Raw genomic sequence first — 20,253 nt, forward strand, 5'->3', positions numbered from 1 at the left:
CGGCGCGCTGGCGCCCTCCCCGCTCACTTTAACTCGATGCGAAAAATCCAAACCGTGGCCACGTTAACAGACGTTGACCTAGCCCCACTCCCCATAAACCACAACCCGACTTTGTTCTGTTTACGCTGAACCAGTACAGACGACCCGCGACGAGGGGTAATAACTGTGCCAAGTCTTCATCGAGATGCGTGGCTTGCGCAACCAAGATGACTATATCGTGCGCGTCGATTTCAGCTAACGCTAATTCCGTGGTTCGGGAATCGGAATCGCGCAAGATACCCGGAGTATCGACTAATGTGAAATCATGCACACGGTAAACTTCGCATGCAATCGTAGACCCGCGGTAATTCTCGCTACGGGAAGATTTTTGCGCTAGAGCAGTCGCTAAGCGGGTTTTACCCACGCTTTCTTGTCCAATGAGCACGATGGAACGGTGGACATTTAACAAAGATTCCATAAATGTATGAGCGATGGATTTACTTGGAAATTCTTAACAAAGGCAGTCTTGCCCGCAACAGGACAAATCATCTAAATACATTCCCCATTTGCGATAGTTTTCCAGAGGTTGCGTATCGTGTCCCAATCGATGCGCGATGGCGCTTGCAACAACTGCAAAACGTTGGCGATACTTATAAATAAAACAAAAGATGTGGTTATCATGCCGCACACCGGGCCCCACTAAAAACAGATTTGAAGACAGTGTGGATTCGTCATCTTTGGTCAATTCGGGATAGCGATCTTGACGCCACGCAAAATGTTCCGATACAAGTTTTGCACTGCACTCAAAACCCGTAGCCAATAGCGGGGCGTGCTTCGCGCGATATTTGTATCCTTGGCTATCGGTCAGCATGAAACTTTTGTCATGTCGGACAACGTTACAAATATCCACTCCAGAGATCCATTCCCATGATTTTTGTCTATTGAGGGCTGATAATCGATCCAACGTATAGGGAGATAAGCTTTGACTGGGGTCACTGGAGCTTACATCCGGTCGCGCCTGCCGTTCAAACAAACGAACCTTTTTCCCTGTGGTTAATAAATTGATCACGGCGTCCATGCCACTTTCATATCCGCCAATAATTACGGCGTCTTCCACCGGATAGCTGGACCATGCGGTAACCCGGCTGGTGTGCAAACAATGCTCCGACCCCGGAAAGGGAGTTTCGCGGGGATATTGAAATTCACCCGCCGCCCAAACCAAGTGACGTGTGGCAAATGCGCCGGAATTTGTCTTAATTATCCATACTCCCGGCTTATCAGATTTTTCGATGCCGCGAACCTCAACACCCAACTTGACCGGCTGCTGAAAATGACTAGCAACTGCTTGCAGATAGGCGGCGTATTCCTTTCCCGTGGAATGTTCCGTCCCTAGTGAGTAACCCGGCGAAGTTCCTATAGCAATTGAATTGAGGTCCAACATGCCAATTGAATTAGAAGGGAATGAAGGAGTTATCAATCTCATTTCCCGAGGCCAACGAAGAAATGAGCCACCTACTTGGTATCGTTCTAAAATCAGGAAATTTGCAATCCTCAGCTCACGCAATATCACTCCCAGACCTATCCCCGCAGCTCCCGCGCCGACAATTATCACATCATGAATATGCTTTTTATTTGGGAACATCTTCAGTAAGTGTGAATTGGAAAAGGCTATTGGGTAGTGAATGATTATTGTTTTAATTGTCGATCATGAGATCGTCCTTGTTAGAATTAGTCGCAATAACCCAACCCGGAAAGGGATCTTCCAGGCTTAGCCATTCGTCCGGGCCGCGTGATAATTCTTCCGTAGTGAGCAGACAACGGTCCAAGGCGGTGATCATTTTCTCAATCGGCATTTTGGAGCCGATAAACACCAGTTCTTGCCGGCAATCGCCGTACGGTTCTTGCCAGTCGTTGGTTAAAATTTCAGCGATGGTATCCTCGTCCGGCCACTCCGTCCAGGGCGCGGCGGCCAGCCATTTCCCTCCTGGCTGCAAACTGCATACTTTGCCAGCGCTAGCCCAAATGGCCGCATATTCCGGGCGAGTGGCCAGCCAGGCAAAACCTTTTGACCGTAAAATCCCCTTCATCAACGGGCCGCGGACGAACTTGTAAAACTTCTTGGGGTCAAACGGCCGCCGCGCGCGATAAACAAAGCTGTTAATTCCATATTCATCGCTCTCGGAAACATGCTCCCCCCGCAGCACTTTTAACCAACCGGGGTTTTGGTTGGCGATTTCGAAATCAAAATGGCCCGTGTTGAGAATGAGATCCAAGGGGACACGCCCATGGCTGGCGAGAAGAATCTTGGCCCGTGGATTAAGCCTGCGCAAGATAGTCTCCAGATAACCCACATCATCAGGCGCCGCCAGATCCGTTTTGTTAACCACGATCACATCGGCGAATTCCACCTGTTCAACCAGCAATTCCACGATGCTGCGGTTGTCATTTTCGTCCAGGCCAATTCCCCGCTCGGCCAATTCGTCGGCGGTACAATATTCATCCAAGAAATTACAAGCGTCCACCACCGTGACCATTGTGTCCAGTTGGGCCAGATCACCTAGGGATTGGCCATCTTCCCCGGCAAAAGTAAACGTCTCGGCCACGGGGAGCGGTTCGGAGATTCCAGTCGATTCAATCAGCAGATAATCGAAACGGCCATCCCTGGCCAATGCCGCGACCTCTTGAAGCAAATCTTCGCGTAATGTGCAGCAGATGCATCCGTTTGACATTTCGACCAGACGTTCCTCCGTGCGGGAAAGCGCCGCTTCCCCGCCCCGAACCAATTTGGCATCGATATTGACTTCGCTCATATCATTGACAATGACCGCCACGCGCATGCCATCGCGGTTTGAAAAGACATGATTGAGCAGCGTAGTTTTTCCCGCGCCCAAGAATCCCGATAGCACCGTCACAGGCAACCGCTTCATAAAAGTTCCTTTTGGCAAACACCAACAACAATTTAAATACGCTGACTGGCGACCTGAGTGGCTCCGCCTGACAGGAGGTTATGCAGGGAGAGAGTACCTGATGAGGCAGTCCCAGCCGCCAGCCAGCGCAGCTCAACTACATGGATGTGGTTCGCGCGTAATTGTTACGGGTAATTACAATACTGGCCGCAACCGTGACAAATACGCCAACCCCCGCCAGCGAGATCAATCCCGGCTCCGGAATGGGCCGCAAGACAAAGCCCCGCGTTACTTCGCTACCGCCCGGCGAAGCAATATATCGCCCATAACCGGTGATTTCGCCATGGGTGTTAATCGCGCGGGCTTCGAGCAACTTGGTCCAACCGACTGACCCGGCCAGTGAAATTTCACTTGGGGGCAGCAGGGTCAGTAGTTCCGTGGCCTGATACCCCCCCAGTCCACCGGAAAAAGGGGTCCACAAGAGCGCTTTGTTATTATTGGAAGAATCCCCTTCCGTCGCGCCGGCGTAACCCACAATCCAGTTATTCGGGCCGATATCCAGGGCCTCGGTCCGGGTATTTGTGGGCCCAAAAAATCCAAGTGAAGTTAATCCGGTGTCCCCGGGCTGGTAGATAAACGCCGCTTCGTCGCCAAAATTGGCGGAAAACGTCATCCTGCCGACGGCCACGCCCGCATCATTGATCGATCGCGCCAAACTACTGGTCCCGGCGGTATTACGGCTATCAATGCGAGTGACCGTGGTGTAGGGATTCCCCTGGCTGTCGGGGGTTCCCGCATTCCAGATTACCGCACGATTACGCGCGGTTGGTGTACCAGCGTCGTCCGGAGTCTGCGAAAACCCGGTGATTTGCTGGAATTCGTTAACGTCATAGGCGACGCTCCAACTCGCTCCCGGTAAAAAAGGCAAGCCGTTGATCGCAGGATCGAGTTTGTAAGCTACCAACGATTGATTTGGATTCACGTCGTACCAAAACGCCCGGCGGGGGTTTTGATTGGTCAAGAAGGCATCGCTGCTGCCGTTACCGACGACGCGATTCAGATTGTTAATCGACTGGGCAAATGCCCGGCGTCCCCCGACGCTATTAAAAGGCTCGATTACCGCTAAAAATTGATTAGTATTGGCATTGAACACAATACCTCGATCATATGGGACGGAGCCTGTGCTACTACCGGGGGCGGGCGCGCTGTAGCGGCCCACTCCGACGATGATTTTGCCGTCGTTGATAGCGTGTCCTTCGCTGGAAGTGACGGCGGTGGTGTACGCCGGCAGTCCGATATTGGTGGAAGGTGAATTCACACCATCATAAAACAGACCGCGCTGAAACCCACCGGTAAGATTGTCATAACCTGCGACTTCCCCATTGGCGTTCAAGCCGCGGGCTTGGTTGGAAAGTCCGGAAACCGTTAAGGGAACGGGGAAAATATTGTATAAGGGGGCGGCCGTGGCAGTGACTGTCACCGCACCTGTTACAAGTAAAAGTCCGCAAACCCGCCTAATTTTCTTTGCCAAATAGCTCTTTCCGGCAACTACCGTTGCCATCGCGCAGATTCCTAAAAGCCAATAAACGCCCGGTTCAGGCACTGGCACGCTCCCCATGCCAAAGAATATTACTCCCGGATTTGTGCCCACGAGTGACCAAGTGCCCGCATCCAAGTCATAGCGGGCAATCCCGCCCAAGCGCAAATCGGGAGTGACGGTGTCGCCGTCATGATTCCAAAAATTGACGCTGCCAAAGAGTGAGTCAAATTGCCCGTCGTTATTTTCGTCCACGCCAGCCAGGGCGGAGTATCCGGAATAACGTCCCGCATCATTGCCATCCACGGCATCGGGCGCTCCAATGACAGCCGCCATGCCGTTGATGACGTTGAGTCGAATTAAATTTTGTCGTCCCGTTTCCAGATTGATTCCATAAAGATGGTCCCCAATCGAACCCAGGCTTATCACAAATGGCTGGGCGGTACCCGCGGGCAAGCCAAAGTGGCTGTCCAAATTCATCCCAATCTGCCCTGCGGGACCAATAGCCGTAGCTAATCCCGTAACGCGGTCAACTTGGTACAATTGCCTATTCCCAGAGGTCGTCACCACGAACGCCCGGCCGTCGGCCAGCACGTCAAAGGCGGTAGCATTCACGCCAGCCGGCCCCCCCACCGCGGTGGCGCCGTTACTTACAAAGGGATTTACCTTAACCAACTGTCCGGAATTGAAACCGAGCAAACCATCATTCGCCGTTCCTCCCAAGCCCGCAGGCGTGGAGTTGGTCCAGATAGGTAACGGCGTCGCGATCCCGGTGTTGGTATCGATCGAGTACATCCGGTTTTCACGCACATCATCATGCGTTCCCGGGGTATTTTCGATGAGTAATTGACCAGAGGCATAAATTGTCGCCCCGGATGCGACTGGCATGGTGAATAAACAGAGGGACATGACAACAACTGTCATTCCCACATGGCACAAGTTTTTCACAATAGCGTTCTCCTAGATGAAAGATAGCAAGCGAGAAGACCAACACACTTTTTTGTAAGAATCACGTCAGCTGGCGCTTTTGCGGCATAATCCGTGGAAAAAAGCCAATCCCGCGAGAACCACGCAGACAGCAATGCAGATGGATGGTTCGGGAATCGGCGTCAGCACAAAGCCCTGATTTACGCCATTAAACGTTCCCTCCCCCACGATCTGTCCGGCTTCGTTGATATCGTACGCCCGCATGAGCGTCCAACCACTCCCCGGCGGCAAGAGGGTATTCAAATCGACCAGCGACCCGCCATGCCAGCCAAAAGCGCGGGAATTGTTTGCCGAATCCGTGGAAATTCCCACGACGGTGCCGCTTTCATTCACTCCATAAGCCCAGCCGGAGGTTCCGCCCAAAGTGCCAATATCATGAATCTGATCGAGTGTATCCCAGTACACAGCGCGGGTTAACCCCGACCCTCGATCCGCCGCCCCTACGATCATTCCCGCGTTATTGATATTCTGGGCATAACTTTGGGTAAAAAGCCCCAGCCCAGGTAACCCTTGGGAAGCGGGCGTACCCAGGTTGACCATGCCGCCGCTCATCGTCCAGCGAAATCCGCGGTCCGTGCCGTGGGAGTCGGATAGCCCCGCAGAACCGACGACGACCCCCAGGTCATTGATTCCCGTGGCGTAGCTTCCCCCTTCGTACCCGTTGTAGGCGGGCACGGCATTGAATGGATCGTCGGGATGGAGCGTCGGAAGTTCAACTGTCCCTCCACCGGGAGACCAAACGAATGCGCGACTGAAATCGTTGGATGGCAGGCGCATATTGCCGACCATGTGGTTGGCGTCATTGATGCCAAATCCATTCCCGCGCGATCCGCCGACATTGCCCGCCAATGTCCAGCCTGTTCCGTTATGGTAGACGCCAAAATTACTGCCACCGGGTCCATTTGTCGCGCGACCGGTGATGTTACCAAGATTATTGATTGCCCAAGGCCGAATCGCGGTATGGCCTGTGTAAAGACCGAGATCGGTTAAACCCCCGTTAGTCCATAAAAATCCGGCGAGCGTGTTATTGCCCCCGGCATCACGAGAAACCCCCACGATGTGGCCAAAATCATTGATTCCATAGGCGATGCTACTGCTATCACCCGGCAAGGTACCGAGGGGCGTGACTAGGTAACCCGGAGCTAGCTGGCCATGAACGGAAGGCACCTGCAAGACAGCCAAAAAGGCACAGAGTGCCCAGAATGTGAATTGTTTATATCGCATGAGCGTACTCCAAAATAAGAAGGCATACCTGCAACTCGATTGCAATAATGATGATATACACTTGCAACTAATTTGCAATAACTAAAATTGGATTTTTTCTCTAGATATTAAAATTTTACGCAACTATTGTAGGCCAAATGCTTTACGCAGACGCGCATAAGCCCGAGTCACATCCTGCGCGTATTGTTTGGCTTCCTGGTAATCCCCTTCCGCGACGGCGTGTTCAAGCAGTTCCAGTTTGTTACGCAAGACCATCGCCTTATAACGCTGAAAATCAGTCACGTTGCCAGTACGTAAATAGGCTCCTACTTGCAACCGTCGGGTCCAATCATCTAAGTGTTCCTTGTGATACTCCAATTGTTCCAAATCCATGGCAACCGCTGCGCTAAATAACTCCAGCTCGTAGTTTTTCATTTCCTGAAAACAGGCTTGTACGGGGGGATAATACGAATAGCAACCAAAAACACTGAACAGTACCAAGCCTAACAGGGCCACACCGCCAAGTGCGGCGGGTGGCAGCACGACATCGAAGCGGTTCTTTTGTTGTTTAACAGGTTGAAGCTCGCTAAGTTTTGACTCCCAGATTTCGCGGGGGTCGACCCAGCGTAGAATCCCCCCCAGAATGACCAAAAGTCCATACAATCCCGCTACCGGCGCATCCGGGGAACGGAGTGCCTCGGCCATGCTGGAGCTGAATTTTTGCAGCACTTGGGGATTGCCCTGGTGGAACGGACTGCAGTACATATCAAACGCATGGGAGTGTCCCGCGGGATCGACTTCTTCGGGATAGAGGGGCTTTTCCAGGGAATAGGCGATACACCAAACTACAGAGATGAGAATAACCATAAAGACCAAGCCGCGCCGCCAGCCGTAATTCACACACATCCATAAAATCAGTCCGAGATTTAGTCCGGCCCCCAGCGTTAACAGGACAAACCCCGCCCCGATGCTATTGCCGTGCTGAAACATTGACCCCAACTGCCACATCGCCGTTAGCGGCGTGACATATGCCGGAATCGCAACCATCGTCATATTTAGGGGTGCCCGGGGATTATCATGCTCAACCTGGGTTTGCAAGGCTCCGGGCTTTAGGGCAAAACTTAGCAAGGCCACTCCCAACAAACCGACGAATATAAATTTCAGGCTGGGTCCGGCGGCCTCCCGGAGAATGGCAAGTAAAATCGCCGCCAAGCGTTGCCAGCCATGCGGCATGAGAGGTGGCTCATTCTCGGCCAGTTCCGTTTGGGAAAAGATTTTGTCCCACAGCCCCCCCACGACGGTAACCACGGCCAAAGACCCCAGGGCGAAGGCAAAAATGACAAATGGCTCCGAAAGCGTCAAACCATACAGCAAAGAAAGGGGATTAAATAAAGGCGCGGTCATGGCAAAAGCGAGCGTTGTTCCTCCCGCCAATCCCGCTAAGCGTAAACGCCGCGCGACTGGCAAAACGCCCAGGGAACACACGGGAAGCAGCATCCCGATGAGCCAGGCCTGGGGCAATTCCCGCCAGGTCCCCGCCCCAAACAACAACCGGGTCCGGCGGTGCCCCAACAAGCGGTGCAATATTCCCGCCACAAACAGCCCGATAAGCAGTGTGGGACTGGCGGCTAATAAAGCTTGCAATATTCGTAATATTCCGCCCAATAACAGTTCCAGCATCGGGCCTACCTCCGAAGTAAGACAAAAAAGATAACATTTCCGCCCGCGTTAGGGAATTTCAGTCGCTTCCACGGGGCTGGTTTCATCCGTTATGACCATAGGGCGGTAAATGGAATTCAGCCAAGAACCATCCCGATCAATTTCCATGAGGGTTGACAACAGCGCCTGGATTTCAGCTTGCGGGTATGTTGGTGGAGCGGTGGCCGCAGTTGAGGTGTTAACGGTAAAAGTCCGCCGCCAAAGGGTAAAGCGGGGCAGAAGTTCCCGGGATTGACTAACAAGCTTGCTCCAGGATTCTTCGGGGAGATCACTCTCAGCGGCTAATTCCGGCAGCCAAGCCAAGAGGTCGCCTAGTTCCGCCGCCAAGTTTTGATTCGCTTCGTTTAGTGGAATAACGGTTCCGGATAACTGGTCATGACGCGCGCGAATCGCGGGTAACAACTGGCTAAAATCAGCCGGGCGATGCCCGGGGATTTCGTGTCCATGCTGATGTTCATAATCATCCTCCGCGGCTCCCTCGATAGCCGTGGTTCCGCAGCCCGCCGCCAACAACAAGCACCAGCAACAACTAGCCAGACGCAACGAGCGACCAGCGAATAGCGTCATGGTATTAGGAAACGTACGAAGCATGGAATTAGTTACCTCGCTGGATGATGGACAGGCACGGCAACGGCCGCCAAAAGGTCCGTGATAATTGCGCTCGAGCGTGAAAAGTCGCCAAACAATCTCACCGACAAAACCGCCGCGGCGGTGTTCTGGATGTCGTCAGGGATGACAAAATCACGTTTCTGCAAGAATGCCCAGGCTTGGGACAATCGCTGCCAAAGTAGCAACCCGCGCGGGCTAAGCCCCAAGGTAACCTGTGGATGGCTGCGGGAGGCCGCCCCCAGTTCCACCAAGTAGCGTTGCAAGGGGGGGCACACAAAAATCCGGGCCACATGCCTTTGCAGGGATTGAAGTTGTTCAATCGTAATCACGGGAGCCGCCGGTTTTGCGCTTTCCGTAAGGCTCCCCACATCCGCCGCCAACATCGCGCACTCGCTTTCAAAATCGGGATAGCCAATCGCCAATTTGAGCGCGAAGCGATCTAGCTGGGCTTCGGGCAATGGATATGCTCCATGGCTTTCCACCGGATTTTGGGTGGCTATCACAAAAAAGGAATCCGGCAATCGATGTTGTGTTTTATCGATGGTCACCTGTCGCTCGGCCATCGCTTCAAACAAGGCGCTTTGGGTGCGGGGAGTAGCGCGATTAATTTCGTCGGCCAAGAGCACATCGGAAAACACAGGACCGGCCAGAAACTCAAATTCGCGGGTTTGCTGATTATAAATGTGAAATCCCGTGATATCGCTGGGTAATAAATCGGGCGTGCATTGCACGCGGGCCAAATTCCCCCCAATCGCCTGGGAGAGGGCCTTGGCCAGCGTGGTCTTGCCCAGACCGGGTAAATCCTCGATCAGTAAATGGCCGCGCGCCAGTAAACAAGCCAATACCAATTCCGTGACATGGCTTTTACCCTTGAGGGCGGCATTCAAAGCCTGTCTCAAGCCGTCAGTCAACGTTTGATATTCACACCGGGGGGTGGATTCACCCGGCGTATTTTCCGGACTAATCAAGTATGGGCGATTAACAACAGAAGCCATGGTCATACGCGCGGTTGTCCCGGATAGGATAATTGTTTGCAGCTATTCAAGTCAGGCGCGGGGCGCTGCCCGTAAATGCAGGAGGGCCATAATAGATGCCCAAACTTGACCGGAGGAGCGCACCAAAGTAATTTTGCGACCGCCAGGCAAATGACGGTGAACCTAGGCGGGTCGGCGGCAATATCGCCTCGATTTCCATATAACTTGGCTTCCGCCTGATGACGAAACCTCGTTAAGGCCTGGGTGGCGCCGCGCTTCCAACGGGGCAATCTTGCCAACCATTGCTGCAAGGTTTCCCCCGGTAAACGGGGATAGTTCCATAAACGGGCGTGCGTTTCCAAGTATTGAATCGTGAGCAGTGTTTGCGCGGAGGTGGAACGGCCGGACAGGCGAATCCTCCATAACAGATAAATTGCCAATGTAACCATACGTTTTCGACACCATAGCACCCAACATAAGATGACTCCCGCCACGCTAAATATGCCCCCATGTCGCCATATCAAGGCCTGGATGTTGGACCGCAATTCCGCCAGATAACCGGTCCAGCTGCGGGGGGGAACTGCCAATTCATAGCCGGGCGTGGGTTCCAGCGCGATCCATTCATACCCATCGGGACTCACTTCACACCACACATGCGCATCGTTGGCGGTTACCTCTGTAAATTGGTCTTTAACTTGGTACTTTTCCGGGTGGACGTAATAACCGCCAACCACGCGTGCATCGTAATGCAATCTACGGAGCAAATCAGTGGCGGCGGTGGCAAACAGATAATCCGGCCCCCGTCGGGCTTCCAATAAAAAGTATTTGGCGGCGTCGGGGGTTTCTTCTGGCACCCGGGCCTGGAAATCAAGCTGGTAGTTATTACGCAAATAATCCCGCACGGCATTGATTTGCGCATACCCCCGGGGAAGCCCGCCCGCAATCTCCGTGGCCAAGGCATCTAACAAGGGATCGGGACGCCAATTTTGCTGTTGTAATTCATGGATCGCCCTGCTTTTATTTACGACTTTTGCATCCGTAGGAGGCGAATCGGTTTTAGTGAGTGCGCGATCAATATTTCCGAAAGCGGCCCATTTAAATTTAAGAATTTTTAAATCACTATCGCTCGGTAATGCCGACCGCAGGCGAAATGCCGTCAACCGCGGCACCGTCTCGCGCTGTAGGCTCAATTGTCCATCCGGGAGCCAGCGGAACAAATCCAAACGATCGACTTGCGGAACATGCACTCCGCGAAATTGCGCGGCTGTGGGAATCCGCGGACTGGTGTAATTTAAGGTAATTACCGTGTTTTCCTGGGCATGATACTTGGACATCCAGTCAGTCGTCTGATAAATCCACGGCTTATCACCCACTTTCTTTACAAACAAGCTAAGTTCCTGGGAAGCCGGAGGACCTAACCACGACCAGACGCGGCCATCCCAGGCGTTGTATGCCTCCACCCGCAAATGCAACGGCACGCGGCCATACACATGAAATATCGCCGTCGCCGAGGTATTTTGGGTGGCAGAGGATTGCTGCCGCGGCATGCGGGGACGAACAGTATTAAATTCCCGCTGGCTTTTTTCATGGGTAGTCAAATGCCGTTCGGACATGTCTGACGACTGGGGGGGCAGTGGCATTGAACGATCGTTTTTTACGATTTTTTTCGACGGTTCGTCATAACGATCATTGAAAACGTCGTACAGGCTGGGCGAGTCCGACTCCAAAAACAATTTTGTCTCCACGGGGCCAAAGCTATTCGCCTGCGTCTCGCCTCCAACCAGCAAGTCCCCGTCATTGATGCCAGATCGGGCAAATGGGTCGGAATCGCCGGTTCCCCCGGAACTGGCAATCCACTCTAAAAGAGGTCCCCGGGGGGCAAAATTTCCCACCGCCCAGCCGGTGCCCGCGCCAATCGCCAGGATTACCGCGCACACCATTAATCCAGGGAAAATGGGACTAACCCGTGATCTTTGATCGGTGGTTCCAAAAGACAATTTTTGCCAATATGTTCCCAACAGCCACTGCATGACCGCGATAACATATAGTGCAACCAAGATGCAGGTCAGCGGGGTGTAAAATAAGACAAACGCAAAGATTACCACAAACCAACTGCAGATAACGGCCAGGACGTGATATCGCGACTGAGTTCCCAGACAGTACAAACCCAGCATAAGATTGCGCAGGCTCGCCGCATGGCGTTCCTCCACGGCGGCACCCAAATCAACCCACCCCCGCAAGAACGGCTCGATTACCCAGGGCAGCAGCGTTATCCCGACCAAGCTCCAAAAAAAGCCCCAACGAGGCTCCGGCATTTCATCCGATTGCTCGCGCGTTGGCCTAAAACACCAAATTCGATAACTGGCAAGAGCCACCGCGGATAACACGGCTTCAGGCAAGGTAAACAGCCAACTTCCTTGGCGTTGGGACAGCACAAACTGTAACAGGACAGTCGCCGTTGCAACAATCCAAATTACCGGCGTCAGCATGCCGCACCCCGCTTTCCCCGCCATGACGAACGAAGCAACGCTTTCCAGAGTTCCGGTAGTTCAGTGGCCCAATCATCCGCCGCGGATAAATGCAGGGAATTGCCAAAATGCTGACAGTGCCAGCGGGAAGTTTTTTCCACGGACTTGGGTAGATTGTCGAATACAATCACCGCCATGGCCGTATGGCGGGTTTTTTCCGGCAAATCGAGGATACCATTTTCGGCACCGATACAAATTAACATGCCTGTCCGCTCCGCGACCGACTGCCGCAGCTTCAGGAAAGCACCATCCTCCTGATAATTCACCGTGCGATGCGCGGGATCCCAGCATGCTAATTCATCGCAGAATCTCTTCAGACCATCCGGGGAGGCGATAAATGATGTACGCCAAGACCCCAATTCAATGCGTAACAGGGCGTTTTTTCCGCAAAAGGTAAGCGCTATCGCCGCTAAAAGACGTATAGCCCCCTCCAATATCCCCCCGGGGATCGTTTAAGCCTATCAGAGATTCGGGCCGCAACACCCGCAATTCCACGACATATTGGGCTACCATCTGACGTTCGCTAACAATCAATCGATCCTGTTTGGCGGTTTGAGCCCAGTGCACGGCCCGCAAGCTATCTCCATTGCGATACTCGCGGGTTCCCACGCGTTCGCCGCTAGCACCCGGGCGGTGATTGTTGGCTGTCAATCCCGATAATTTGCAGCCTTGCGAAAAGTCTGGACAAACCAGGGGCAACGGTTGGGGCCATGCCAGCAGGGTCTGCTTTACTCGAATTGGTTTACGACATTTCCATAAACCAAATGGAAAAGCCGTGCTTATATGGAGTAGCGTCTGGGGATACTCACCACGTACGTTGGGTGTCCATATCCGGGTTTGCTTAAGGGTTGACCACCCCGACACATAATCCACCGTTCCATAAATCAACTGTCCCTGGTTTGGCAATAGCCGGTTTTCTTCCAGCAGCAATCCCCAGGCCGAGAATGGTCCTCTGTTGCGTATCCAAAGTTCATATTCGACAGGCTCCCCAGCGTTTCCTCGCCGTGAAGAAAATGCAAGTTCAACTTCCAAGCCCCAGAGCGACAAATATGGCCAAATCAGGGCGATCCCCAACACGGCTAAGCAGCACGCCGCCAAACTAAAGGCTTGCGGCGCAAGCATAAGTCCACAGGCGAGTGCGATGCCACCAATGCTCACTAAAACTAAAATGGGTTTCACTTGGCCAGACATACGCGCAACTTTGAGAGGCAATATTAATAGCCTAGAGACTCATCCATATTATCGCAATGAATGGTCACTTGCAATAGATTTGCGTATTTTTTATCGACTTTGGCTGGCTTTTGTAGGGCTAGCTTATAAAACATTACACCCTAAATGTAAATTAAAATCAAAATTTTTCTATTATTTTGTTCAAGTTTTATTTAGCCGATGATTCGGTTGTGGTAGGACAATTTGGATACCGCAAGGCCCCTACCCCAAACGCAGTTCCGACATCTGGCGCGATGGCATGGCGTGGACCAAGTATTTATGCGTCAGGCTGTCCGAAAGGCCCCGCAACCCCGTCGCCACGCGCGTCAGCAACCGGTCCAAATGCTGCCGACGTTGCGTGCGGTCGGTATCCAGCAGCTTTTCAATTTCGGCCAAGCGGACATGCGTCAAGGCGGATAGGATTGTCCGTTGTTCTCCCGTTAGCAAATCCGTGCCCAGTTCATTAGGCAAGTGATCCACATGACCAGACAATGCCGCCAGTTGGAAACCGACCGAACGGGGGTTGGTTTCATCGGTCAGCAGCAAATCCAACACCGCCCGCGCTTGCAGAATATTTAAATAGCGATTGCGATACGTCATGGAGCTATCGGCGATCTCCAACAGCGCTTCCAGGATGGCGGTTTCCGCTGGACGGGACGCCACCAGCGTCTGTGCCAATAAATTTAACGTATACAGCGCGCGCTCCATCCGACGGCCAATATCCAAAAATCGCCACGCCGGACCACGGGTCATGCTTTCCACCCCCAGACCGCTAAATGCCGACAGGGTGATGACCATTTGGTTGAGCATCCCCAGGACATCCGCCAACGACGCCACCCCCAACGGGTAGCCGGGCATCCATTCCAGGTGCAGGCGATTGAGAATCCGCCAACTATCGATAGAAATCCGGTCGCGAACGATGCTGGTCAAATCCTGGATATTTTGCAGCGTCTTGCGCAGGCCGTCGGGTTGCCGCTCGTCCAGGACATACGCCAAAATCTCTTGTTGCATGGCGGAATTGCGCTCCACCAGCGGCAGATCAAAATCTTGCTGCGGTCCACCGCTATTGCCGCCATGCAACGCCTTGAGCAAGGCGGGCAATTCCGGGGATCCACCCGGCGTGGTTTCGTCCAACAGCCGCGATATCGTCCCCCGCAACAGGCGGATCGCTCCTTCCGCCCGCTCCACATTGCGCCCCAGCCAATACATATTATCCGCCACGCGACTGGGCAAGTCATTTCCGCTGCGGCGAATGGTCAACGGCTCGCCGGCGGGATGCAACAAACTTACTGGCTTTACCGGTCCCGCGGCCAACACCCAAACGTCCTTGCTTCCCTGTCCGGCGTGAGTGGACTCGGCTAACAGTTGGTCGGCGTGCGAGATGCGGACCAATCCGCCAGGCAAGACGTGGTATTGCTCCCCTTTTCCCATGACAAATGCGCGCAGGCCCATGCGACCCGCCTCGATCGCGCCGTTGTTCCAGACCGGGACGGTGCTTCGTTCAATGATGGCCTGTCCGACAAATTGTTCGCCGTGGCGGGTGATTTTCTCGCGCAAAGCGGCTTTTTCGCTGGAGGATAAACCGCGCACCAGGATAGGTTTGGCCCGTGGTTCAAAGGCTGGCTTGATGATCAATTGATCGAGATTGGCCAGCACCTGAGTTTGACCGGCGGCGTCGCCACACCACCAACTCGGTATGCAGGGGAGCAATAATTCCTGGCCCAGCAGCCGCCGGGCCAAATGCGGCACCACCGCCTGAAACGCCGGAGCCTCGAGCAGGTTGCTCCCCAGGGGATTGGCGATGACCACATTTCCGCAGCGGACAGCGTGGGTCAACCCCGGAATGCCGTTGACCGTGCCGCCCGACAATTCCAGGGGATCGCAGTCGGGATCGGCGACGCGGCGCATGATGACATCCACGGGCAGCAATCCGCCAAGTGTCTTTAAAAAGACCAGATTATCGCGTACGGTAAGGTCTCCCCCCTCGACCAGGGTATAACCCAGATAACGCGCTAAATAGGCGTCTTCAAAGTAAGCGGGACTGCGGGGGCCGGGACTAAGCAGAACAATTCGGGGATTTTCACGATGGCGGGGGGCCAACTCGTGCAGGGCTTCGCGCATAATCAAAAAAAAGCCCGCCAAGCGCTGCACCTCGCAAGCTTGGTAGGTCTCGGGCATCATCCGGGACAGAACGATCCGGTTTTCCACGGCATAGCCCGCCCCCGCCGGAGCCTGCGTGCGATCGGCCAGGATCGACCATTCGCCCCCGGAATCACGGGCCAGATGCGCCGCATAAAACTGCAGATATTGCCCATGCACCACGGGCAAGCCATGCGCCGCCCGCAAATATAACGGATTTGCCAGGACAAATTCGGGGGGGATCAGTCCTTCAATGATGAGCCGCTGGGGGCCGTACAAATCGGCCAGGATTAAGTTGAGCAGGCGGGCCCGCTGGGCGATACCCGCGGCCAACCGGTCCCATTCCGCGGCACCCAACAGCAGCGGCAGGGGATCAAGTTCCCAGGGACGATCCCGCCCTTGGTTTTCGTCATAGACATTATAGGTGACGCCATTATCCCGCAGCATCCGTCGGGCTTGTTCCCAACGGCGGGAAAATTCCTCCCCCCCCACATGCCGCAGACAATCCACGAACTTGCGCCATGCGGGCCGTATCTCGCCCGCCGCGGTGGTGTATTCATCATAGCCCGTGGGGGGCGCGGGATACATCTCAAGGAAGGATCCCATCCGACTAGGATGCGGATTCTCGGTGGCGACATTCATGGAATCGGCTGGAAGCTCCTCCAGCTCCGACTAGCGTGTGGGGCAATCGGCCATGTGGGGGCAAACGACGCGTGGGGCACAACCGGCGCGCCCCGGGGCAAGCGACACATGCGGAACTTTCCCCGGAAAGTCCGGCATTTTACTCTCCCTGATAACGCAGGTCGAGTGTGAACGGGAATTTGCCGTTGGTTTGGGGCAACGGTAACGCCCACGGTCCGGTGGAATGCCCAAACGGCTGAAACCGCGAGTTACGGCGTGTTTCGGCGGCGTTGGCATTGATCGGAAAGTTATCATAACTGAGTCCGCCGGGATGCATGACATGCCAGGTGGCCCCCCCCAGCGAGCGTTGCGTCCACTGGTCGTACAGGTCAAACACCAACGGAGTATGCACGCCAATGGTGGGATGCAGGCAAGAAGGGGGGCACCACGCCCGATACCGCACGCCGGCGATGTATTCTCCCGCGACGCCGGTGGGATGCAGCGGCACGCGGCGGCGATTGCATAACAGCACATGCCGGGTGTCGGTCAAACCGCGGACGTGCACTTGCAGCCGTTCCAGGCTGGAATCCACATAGCGCACCGTGCCGCCGCCGCCAGGTTCTTCGCCCAGTACCAACCACGGTTCGATCGCGCCGCGAAAGTCTAATTCAATGCTGTCGTAAACCACTTGGCCCAGCCGCGGAAAGCGGAATTCAAAATGCGGCGCAAACCAATCCCATGAAAGCGGATAACCGGCACTCTGTAGGTCGCGGATGACATCGCGGAAATCTTGCCAGACAAAATACGGCAGCATGAATTTGTCATGCAGCGTGGTCCCCCAATGCACCAACTTTTGCTGGTAGGGCTGCCGCCAAAAGACCGCCACTAACGCCCGCAAAAGTAACTGCTGCGCCAGGCTCATCTGCGCGTGGGGGGGCATTTCAAACGCGCGAAATTCCACCAGACCCAGCCGTCCAGACGACGTATCCGGAGAATAGAGCTTATCGATGCAAAACTCCGCCCGGTGGGTGTTGCCGGTAAGGTCCGTCAGCAAATTGCGAAAGAGCCGATCCGTGAGCCATGGGGGGCAGGATCCGTTGGCGGGTATTTGTTGAAAGGCGATTTCCAGTTCGTATAGCTGCTCATGCCGCGCCTCGTCAATGCGGGGAGCCTGGCTGGTCGGCCCGATAAACGTTCCCGAGAACAAATACGACAGCGAGGGGTGATTGTTCCAGTAGGTCAAGATACTGCGCAGCAAATCTGGACGGCGCAAAAACGGGCTTTCCGCCGGGGTCGGTCCCCCCATGACCACGTGATTTCCACCACCTGTGCCGGTATGGCGACCATCCACCATAAATTTATCGGTTCCCAGTCGGCAAGCGCGGGCATCCTCATACAGGCCGACGGTGTTTTTGACCAACTCGTCCCAGTTGTACGCTGGTTGCAGGTTGACTTCGATCACCCCCGGATCGGGCGTGACTCGCAGGTGTGTCAGGCGATAATCATGCGGAGGATGGTACCCCTCGATCACTACGGGCAAATCCAGTTCGGCCGCGGTTTCCTCGATGGCGGTAATCAGCGCCAGGTAATCCTCCACCAATTGCAGCGGCGGCATAAAAACATGCAATCGCCCCTCGCGCGTTTCAAAGCACATCGCCGTGCGGGTAATCCAAGCGGCGGATTCCCCCATTTGCGGTTGGCGTGTTGCGCTGGGTGAGCGGGCGATTCGGGGATCCAGCCATGAACGCCAATGTTCCCGCGTGGGAGAGAGTCCATGGCCGCCATTACCTAAATACGCTTCGGTGGTTAATACCGCCGTACCCCCTTGTTCCTCCGCCTCAATGTCCAGTTCGGCGGACAACTCCGCCATGTCCATCGGTTGTCCCGCGTCCCCCGCGACCAGTTTCACCGTTGTTTTTGAACGGCGGGCATCTTCCCGGCCATTGGCATAGGGGGAATTTAACCCCTGCAGTGCCGCCACCTCGTTAAGGCTTAACCCACGACCGGCCTTAAAGCCGCCTGTTTGGGGCCAGGATGGACCACGGCGTTCCGCCAGTTGCGCATGACTGGGCAAGGTCCCGCGCGGAGCCGACGGGTCAAATTCTCCCTGGTATTGACGTTCGTTTTCCAACGCCCAGGGGATGGAATCCAGGGGCAGGCGAAAACCCATGGGGGAGTCGCCCGGGATCAAAAACATGTGTTCCCGCCGCAAGAACCAAGGTCCGCTGGCCCATTGCCACCCTTGGGCACCTAATCGGCGTTCAATGGGCAGGGCATAGCCGACGATCGCTTTCAAACCCTGGTCAAAAATCTTTGCGATGCGCTCCCGCTCAACTTTGTCTTCTACCTTGGAGTCCAGGGGGTCGACATTCACCGGCAAGCGGCGTTCCCGCCACAGGTAATACCACGAATCCTCATACCCCGCCTGCAAGTATTCATCCCCCACCCCCAGGCGGCGGGCCAGCGCCGCGCCAAACCTTTGGGCATCCGCGGCGGTGTGATTGTAGTCGCGATCCTCGTCGACGAGCAAATCGGGATTCTTCCAAATGGGCTGGCCATCGCGCCGCCAATAGCAACTGAGCGCCCAGCGGGGAAGTTGTTCGCCGGGGTACCATTTTCCCTGGCCATAGTGCAATAAACCGCCCGAGGCAAAGCGCGCACGGAGCTTTTTAATTAATTCGCCCGCCAGAATGCGTTTTGTGGGACCCAGCGCGGCGGTATTCCATTCCGCCCCCTCCATGTCGTCAATGCTGACAAAAGTCGGTTCGCCCCCCATCGTCAGGCGCACGGCCTGCCGCTCAAGATCCACATCGATCTGATGTCCCAGGGCCTCGATGGCGGACCATTGTTCCGGGGAATAGGGTTTGGTCACGCGGGGTGTTTCCAGCACCCGGGTGAGATGCATGGCAAAATCAAAAGTAGATTCACAAGGCTCAACCGCGCCTGTGACGGGGGCGGCGCTTTGCGGATCGGGCGTGCAAGCCAGGGGTATATGCCCCTCACCGGCCAACAGTCCCGAGGTGGGGTCCAGCCCCACCCAACCCGCTCCGGGCAGGTAGACCTCAACCCAGGCGTGCAAATCGGTAAAATCCTGCGTGGGTCCGGCGGGACCGTCCAGGGGTTGGACATCCGCGACCAGTTGAATCAAATAACCCGACACAAACCGCGCCGCGATTCCTAGCTTTCTAAGTATTTGGACCAACAGCCAGGCGGTATCGCGGCAAGAGCCGCTGCGCAGTTGCAGGGTTTCCTCGCAGGTCTGCACCCCCGGTTCCAGCCGTATGGTGTATTGAATGTCATGCTTGACCCGCTGATTCAGAGCGACCAAAAAATCAATCGTGCGGGCGGGCGTGATGTCCACGGTCGAGACATACTCCCGCAGGAGGGGCCCATTTTCGATCTGTTCCAGAAAAGGGCGAAGTTCCGTGGCCAACCAAGGCTCATAGGTCCAGGGGAAGTGCTCGATTGACTTTTCCAGAAAAAAGTCAAACGGGTTGATCACGGTCATTTCCGCGACTAAATCGACCGTTATTTGGAATTTTGCGGATTTTTCCGGAAACACCAGCCGCGCCTGGTAATTCCCCTGGGGATCCTGCTGCCAATTGATAAAATGCCCCGCCGGCTCGATTTTTAGCGAGTAGCTAACAATCGGCGTGCGGCAGTGCGGGGCCGGGCGCAATCGGACAATCTGCGGAAAGATTGCAATCGGTCGGGCATAGCTATAAGTCGTGCTGTGGTGAAGTGCGACACGGAGCGCCATGAATCAAACATCCGGAGGGTAAAAAGAGAATTGCGGCCGCGGGTCCGCTAAATCCGGGCCGTCGATCCTGGTGGAAGGGCCA

The 20,253-nt window shown here is 54.9% G+C and carries 13 protein-coding genes; 1 reads left to right on the forward strand and 12 read right to left on the reverse strand.

Annotated elements, in window-relative coordinates; all coding sequences use genetic code 11:
* Positions 1-490: 490 nt before the first annotated feature.
* The 10 genes from SFX18_05700 to SFX18_05745 all read right to left on the reverse strand — a co-directional run bounded on the left by SFX18_05700 (position 491) and on the right by SFX18_05745 (position 13,564).
* Positions 491-1,621, reverse strand: coding sequence for an NAD(P)/FAD-dependent oxidoreductase (locus tag SFX18_05700; GenBank protein MDX1962626.1), 1,131 nt, complete (start codon positions 1,619-1,621; stop codon positions 491-493).
* 52 nt (positions 1,622-1,673) lie between these two features.
* Positions 1,674-2,906, reverse strand: coding sequence for a zinc metallochaperone GTPase ZigA (gene zigA / locus SFX18_05705; GenBank protein MDX1962627.1), 1,233 nt, complete (start codon positions 2,904-2,906; stop codon positions 1,674-1,676).
* A gap of 136 nt (positions 2,907-3,042) precedes the next feature.
* On the reverse strand, positions 3,043-5,310 hold the full coding sequence (locus tag SFX18_05710) for a hypothetical protein (GenBank protein ID MDX1962628.1): 2,268 nt from the start codon (positions 5,308-5,310) through the stop codon (positions 3,043-3,045).
* 126 nt (positions 5,311-5,436) lie between these two features.
* Positions 5,437-6,633: a hypothetical protein gene (locus SFX18_05715; GenBank protein ID MDX1962629.1), complete on the reverse strand. Its 1,197-nt coding sequence runs from the start codon at positions 6,631-6,633 to the stop codon at positions 5,437-5,439.
* 123 nt (positions 6,634-6,756) lie between these two features.
* A complete protein-coding gene (locus SFX18_05720; GenBank protein MDX1962630.1) occupies positions 6,757-8,292 on the reverse strand; it encodes a permease in 1,536 nt (511 codons plus the stop codon).
* Between the two features lie 48 nt (positions 8,293-8,340).
* Positions 8,341-8,922, reverse strand: a complete 582-nt coding sequence (locus tag SFX18_05725; protein ID MDX1962631.1) for a hypothetical protein — start codon at positions 8,920-8,922, stop codon at positions 8,341-8,343.
* A gap of 8 nt (positions 8,923-8,930) precedes the next feature.
* On the reverse strand, positions 8,931-9,935 hold the full coding sequence (locus SFX18_05730) for a MoxR family ATPase (protein ID MDX1962632.1): 1,005 nt from the start codon (positions 9,933-9,935) through the stop codon (positions 8,931-8,933).
* 2 nt (positions 9,936-9,937) lie between these two features.
* On the reverse strand, positions 9,938-12,403 hold the full coding sequence (locus tag SFX18_05735) for a transglutaminase-like domain-containing protein (protein ID MDX1962633.1): 2,466 nt from the start codon (positions 12,401-12,403) through the stop codon (positions 9,938-9,940).
* A complete protein-coding gene (locus SFX18_05740; protein MDX1962634.1) occupies positions 12,397-12,645 on the reverse strand; it encodes a hypothetical protein in 249 nt (82 codons plus the stop codon). The genes SFX18_05735 and SFX18_05740 overlap by 7 nt, the downstream gene beginning before the upstream one ends.
* A 157-nt stretch (positions 12,646-12,802) precedes the next feature.
* Complete coding sequence (locus tag SFX18_05745; GenBank protein MDX1962635.1) at positions 12,803-13,564, reverse strand: DUF58 domain-containing protein; 762 nt, start codon at positions 13,562-13,564, stop codon at positions 12,803-12,805.
* A 19-nt stretch (positions 13,565-13,583) separates the two neighbouring features.
* Between SFX18_05745 and SFX18_05750 the strand changes: the two genes are divergently transcribed.
* Positions 13,584-13,835: a hypothetical protein gene (locus tag SFX18_05750; GenBank protein MDX1962636.1), complete on the forward strand. Its 252-nt coding sequence runs from the start codon at positions 13,584-13,586 to the stop codon at positions 13,833-13,835.
* A 38-nt stretch (positions 13,836-13,873) separates the two neighbouring features.
* Here SFX18_05750 and SFX18_05755 read toward each other — a convergent pair whose 3' ends face one another.
* A complete protein-coding gene (locus SFX18_05755) occupies positions 13,874-16,378 on the reverse strand; it encodes a circularly permuted type 2 ATP-grasp protein (protein MDX1962637.1) in 2,505 nt (834 codons plus the stop codon).
* A 193-nt stretch (positions 16,379-16,571) separates the two neighbouring features.
* Positions 16,572-20,171: a transglutaminase family protein gene (locus SFX18_05760; protein MDX1962638.1), complete on the reverse strand. Its 3,600-nt coding sequence runs from the start codon at positions 20,169-20,171 to the stop codon at positions 16,572-16,574.
* Positions 20,172-20,253: the final 82 nt, after the last annotated feature.

The organism is Pirellulales bacterium, from assembly GCA_033762255.1.
Lineage (GTDB): Bacteria > Planctomycetota > Planctomycetia > Pirellulales > JALHPA01 > JANRLT01.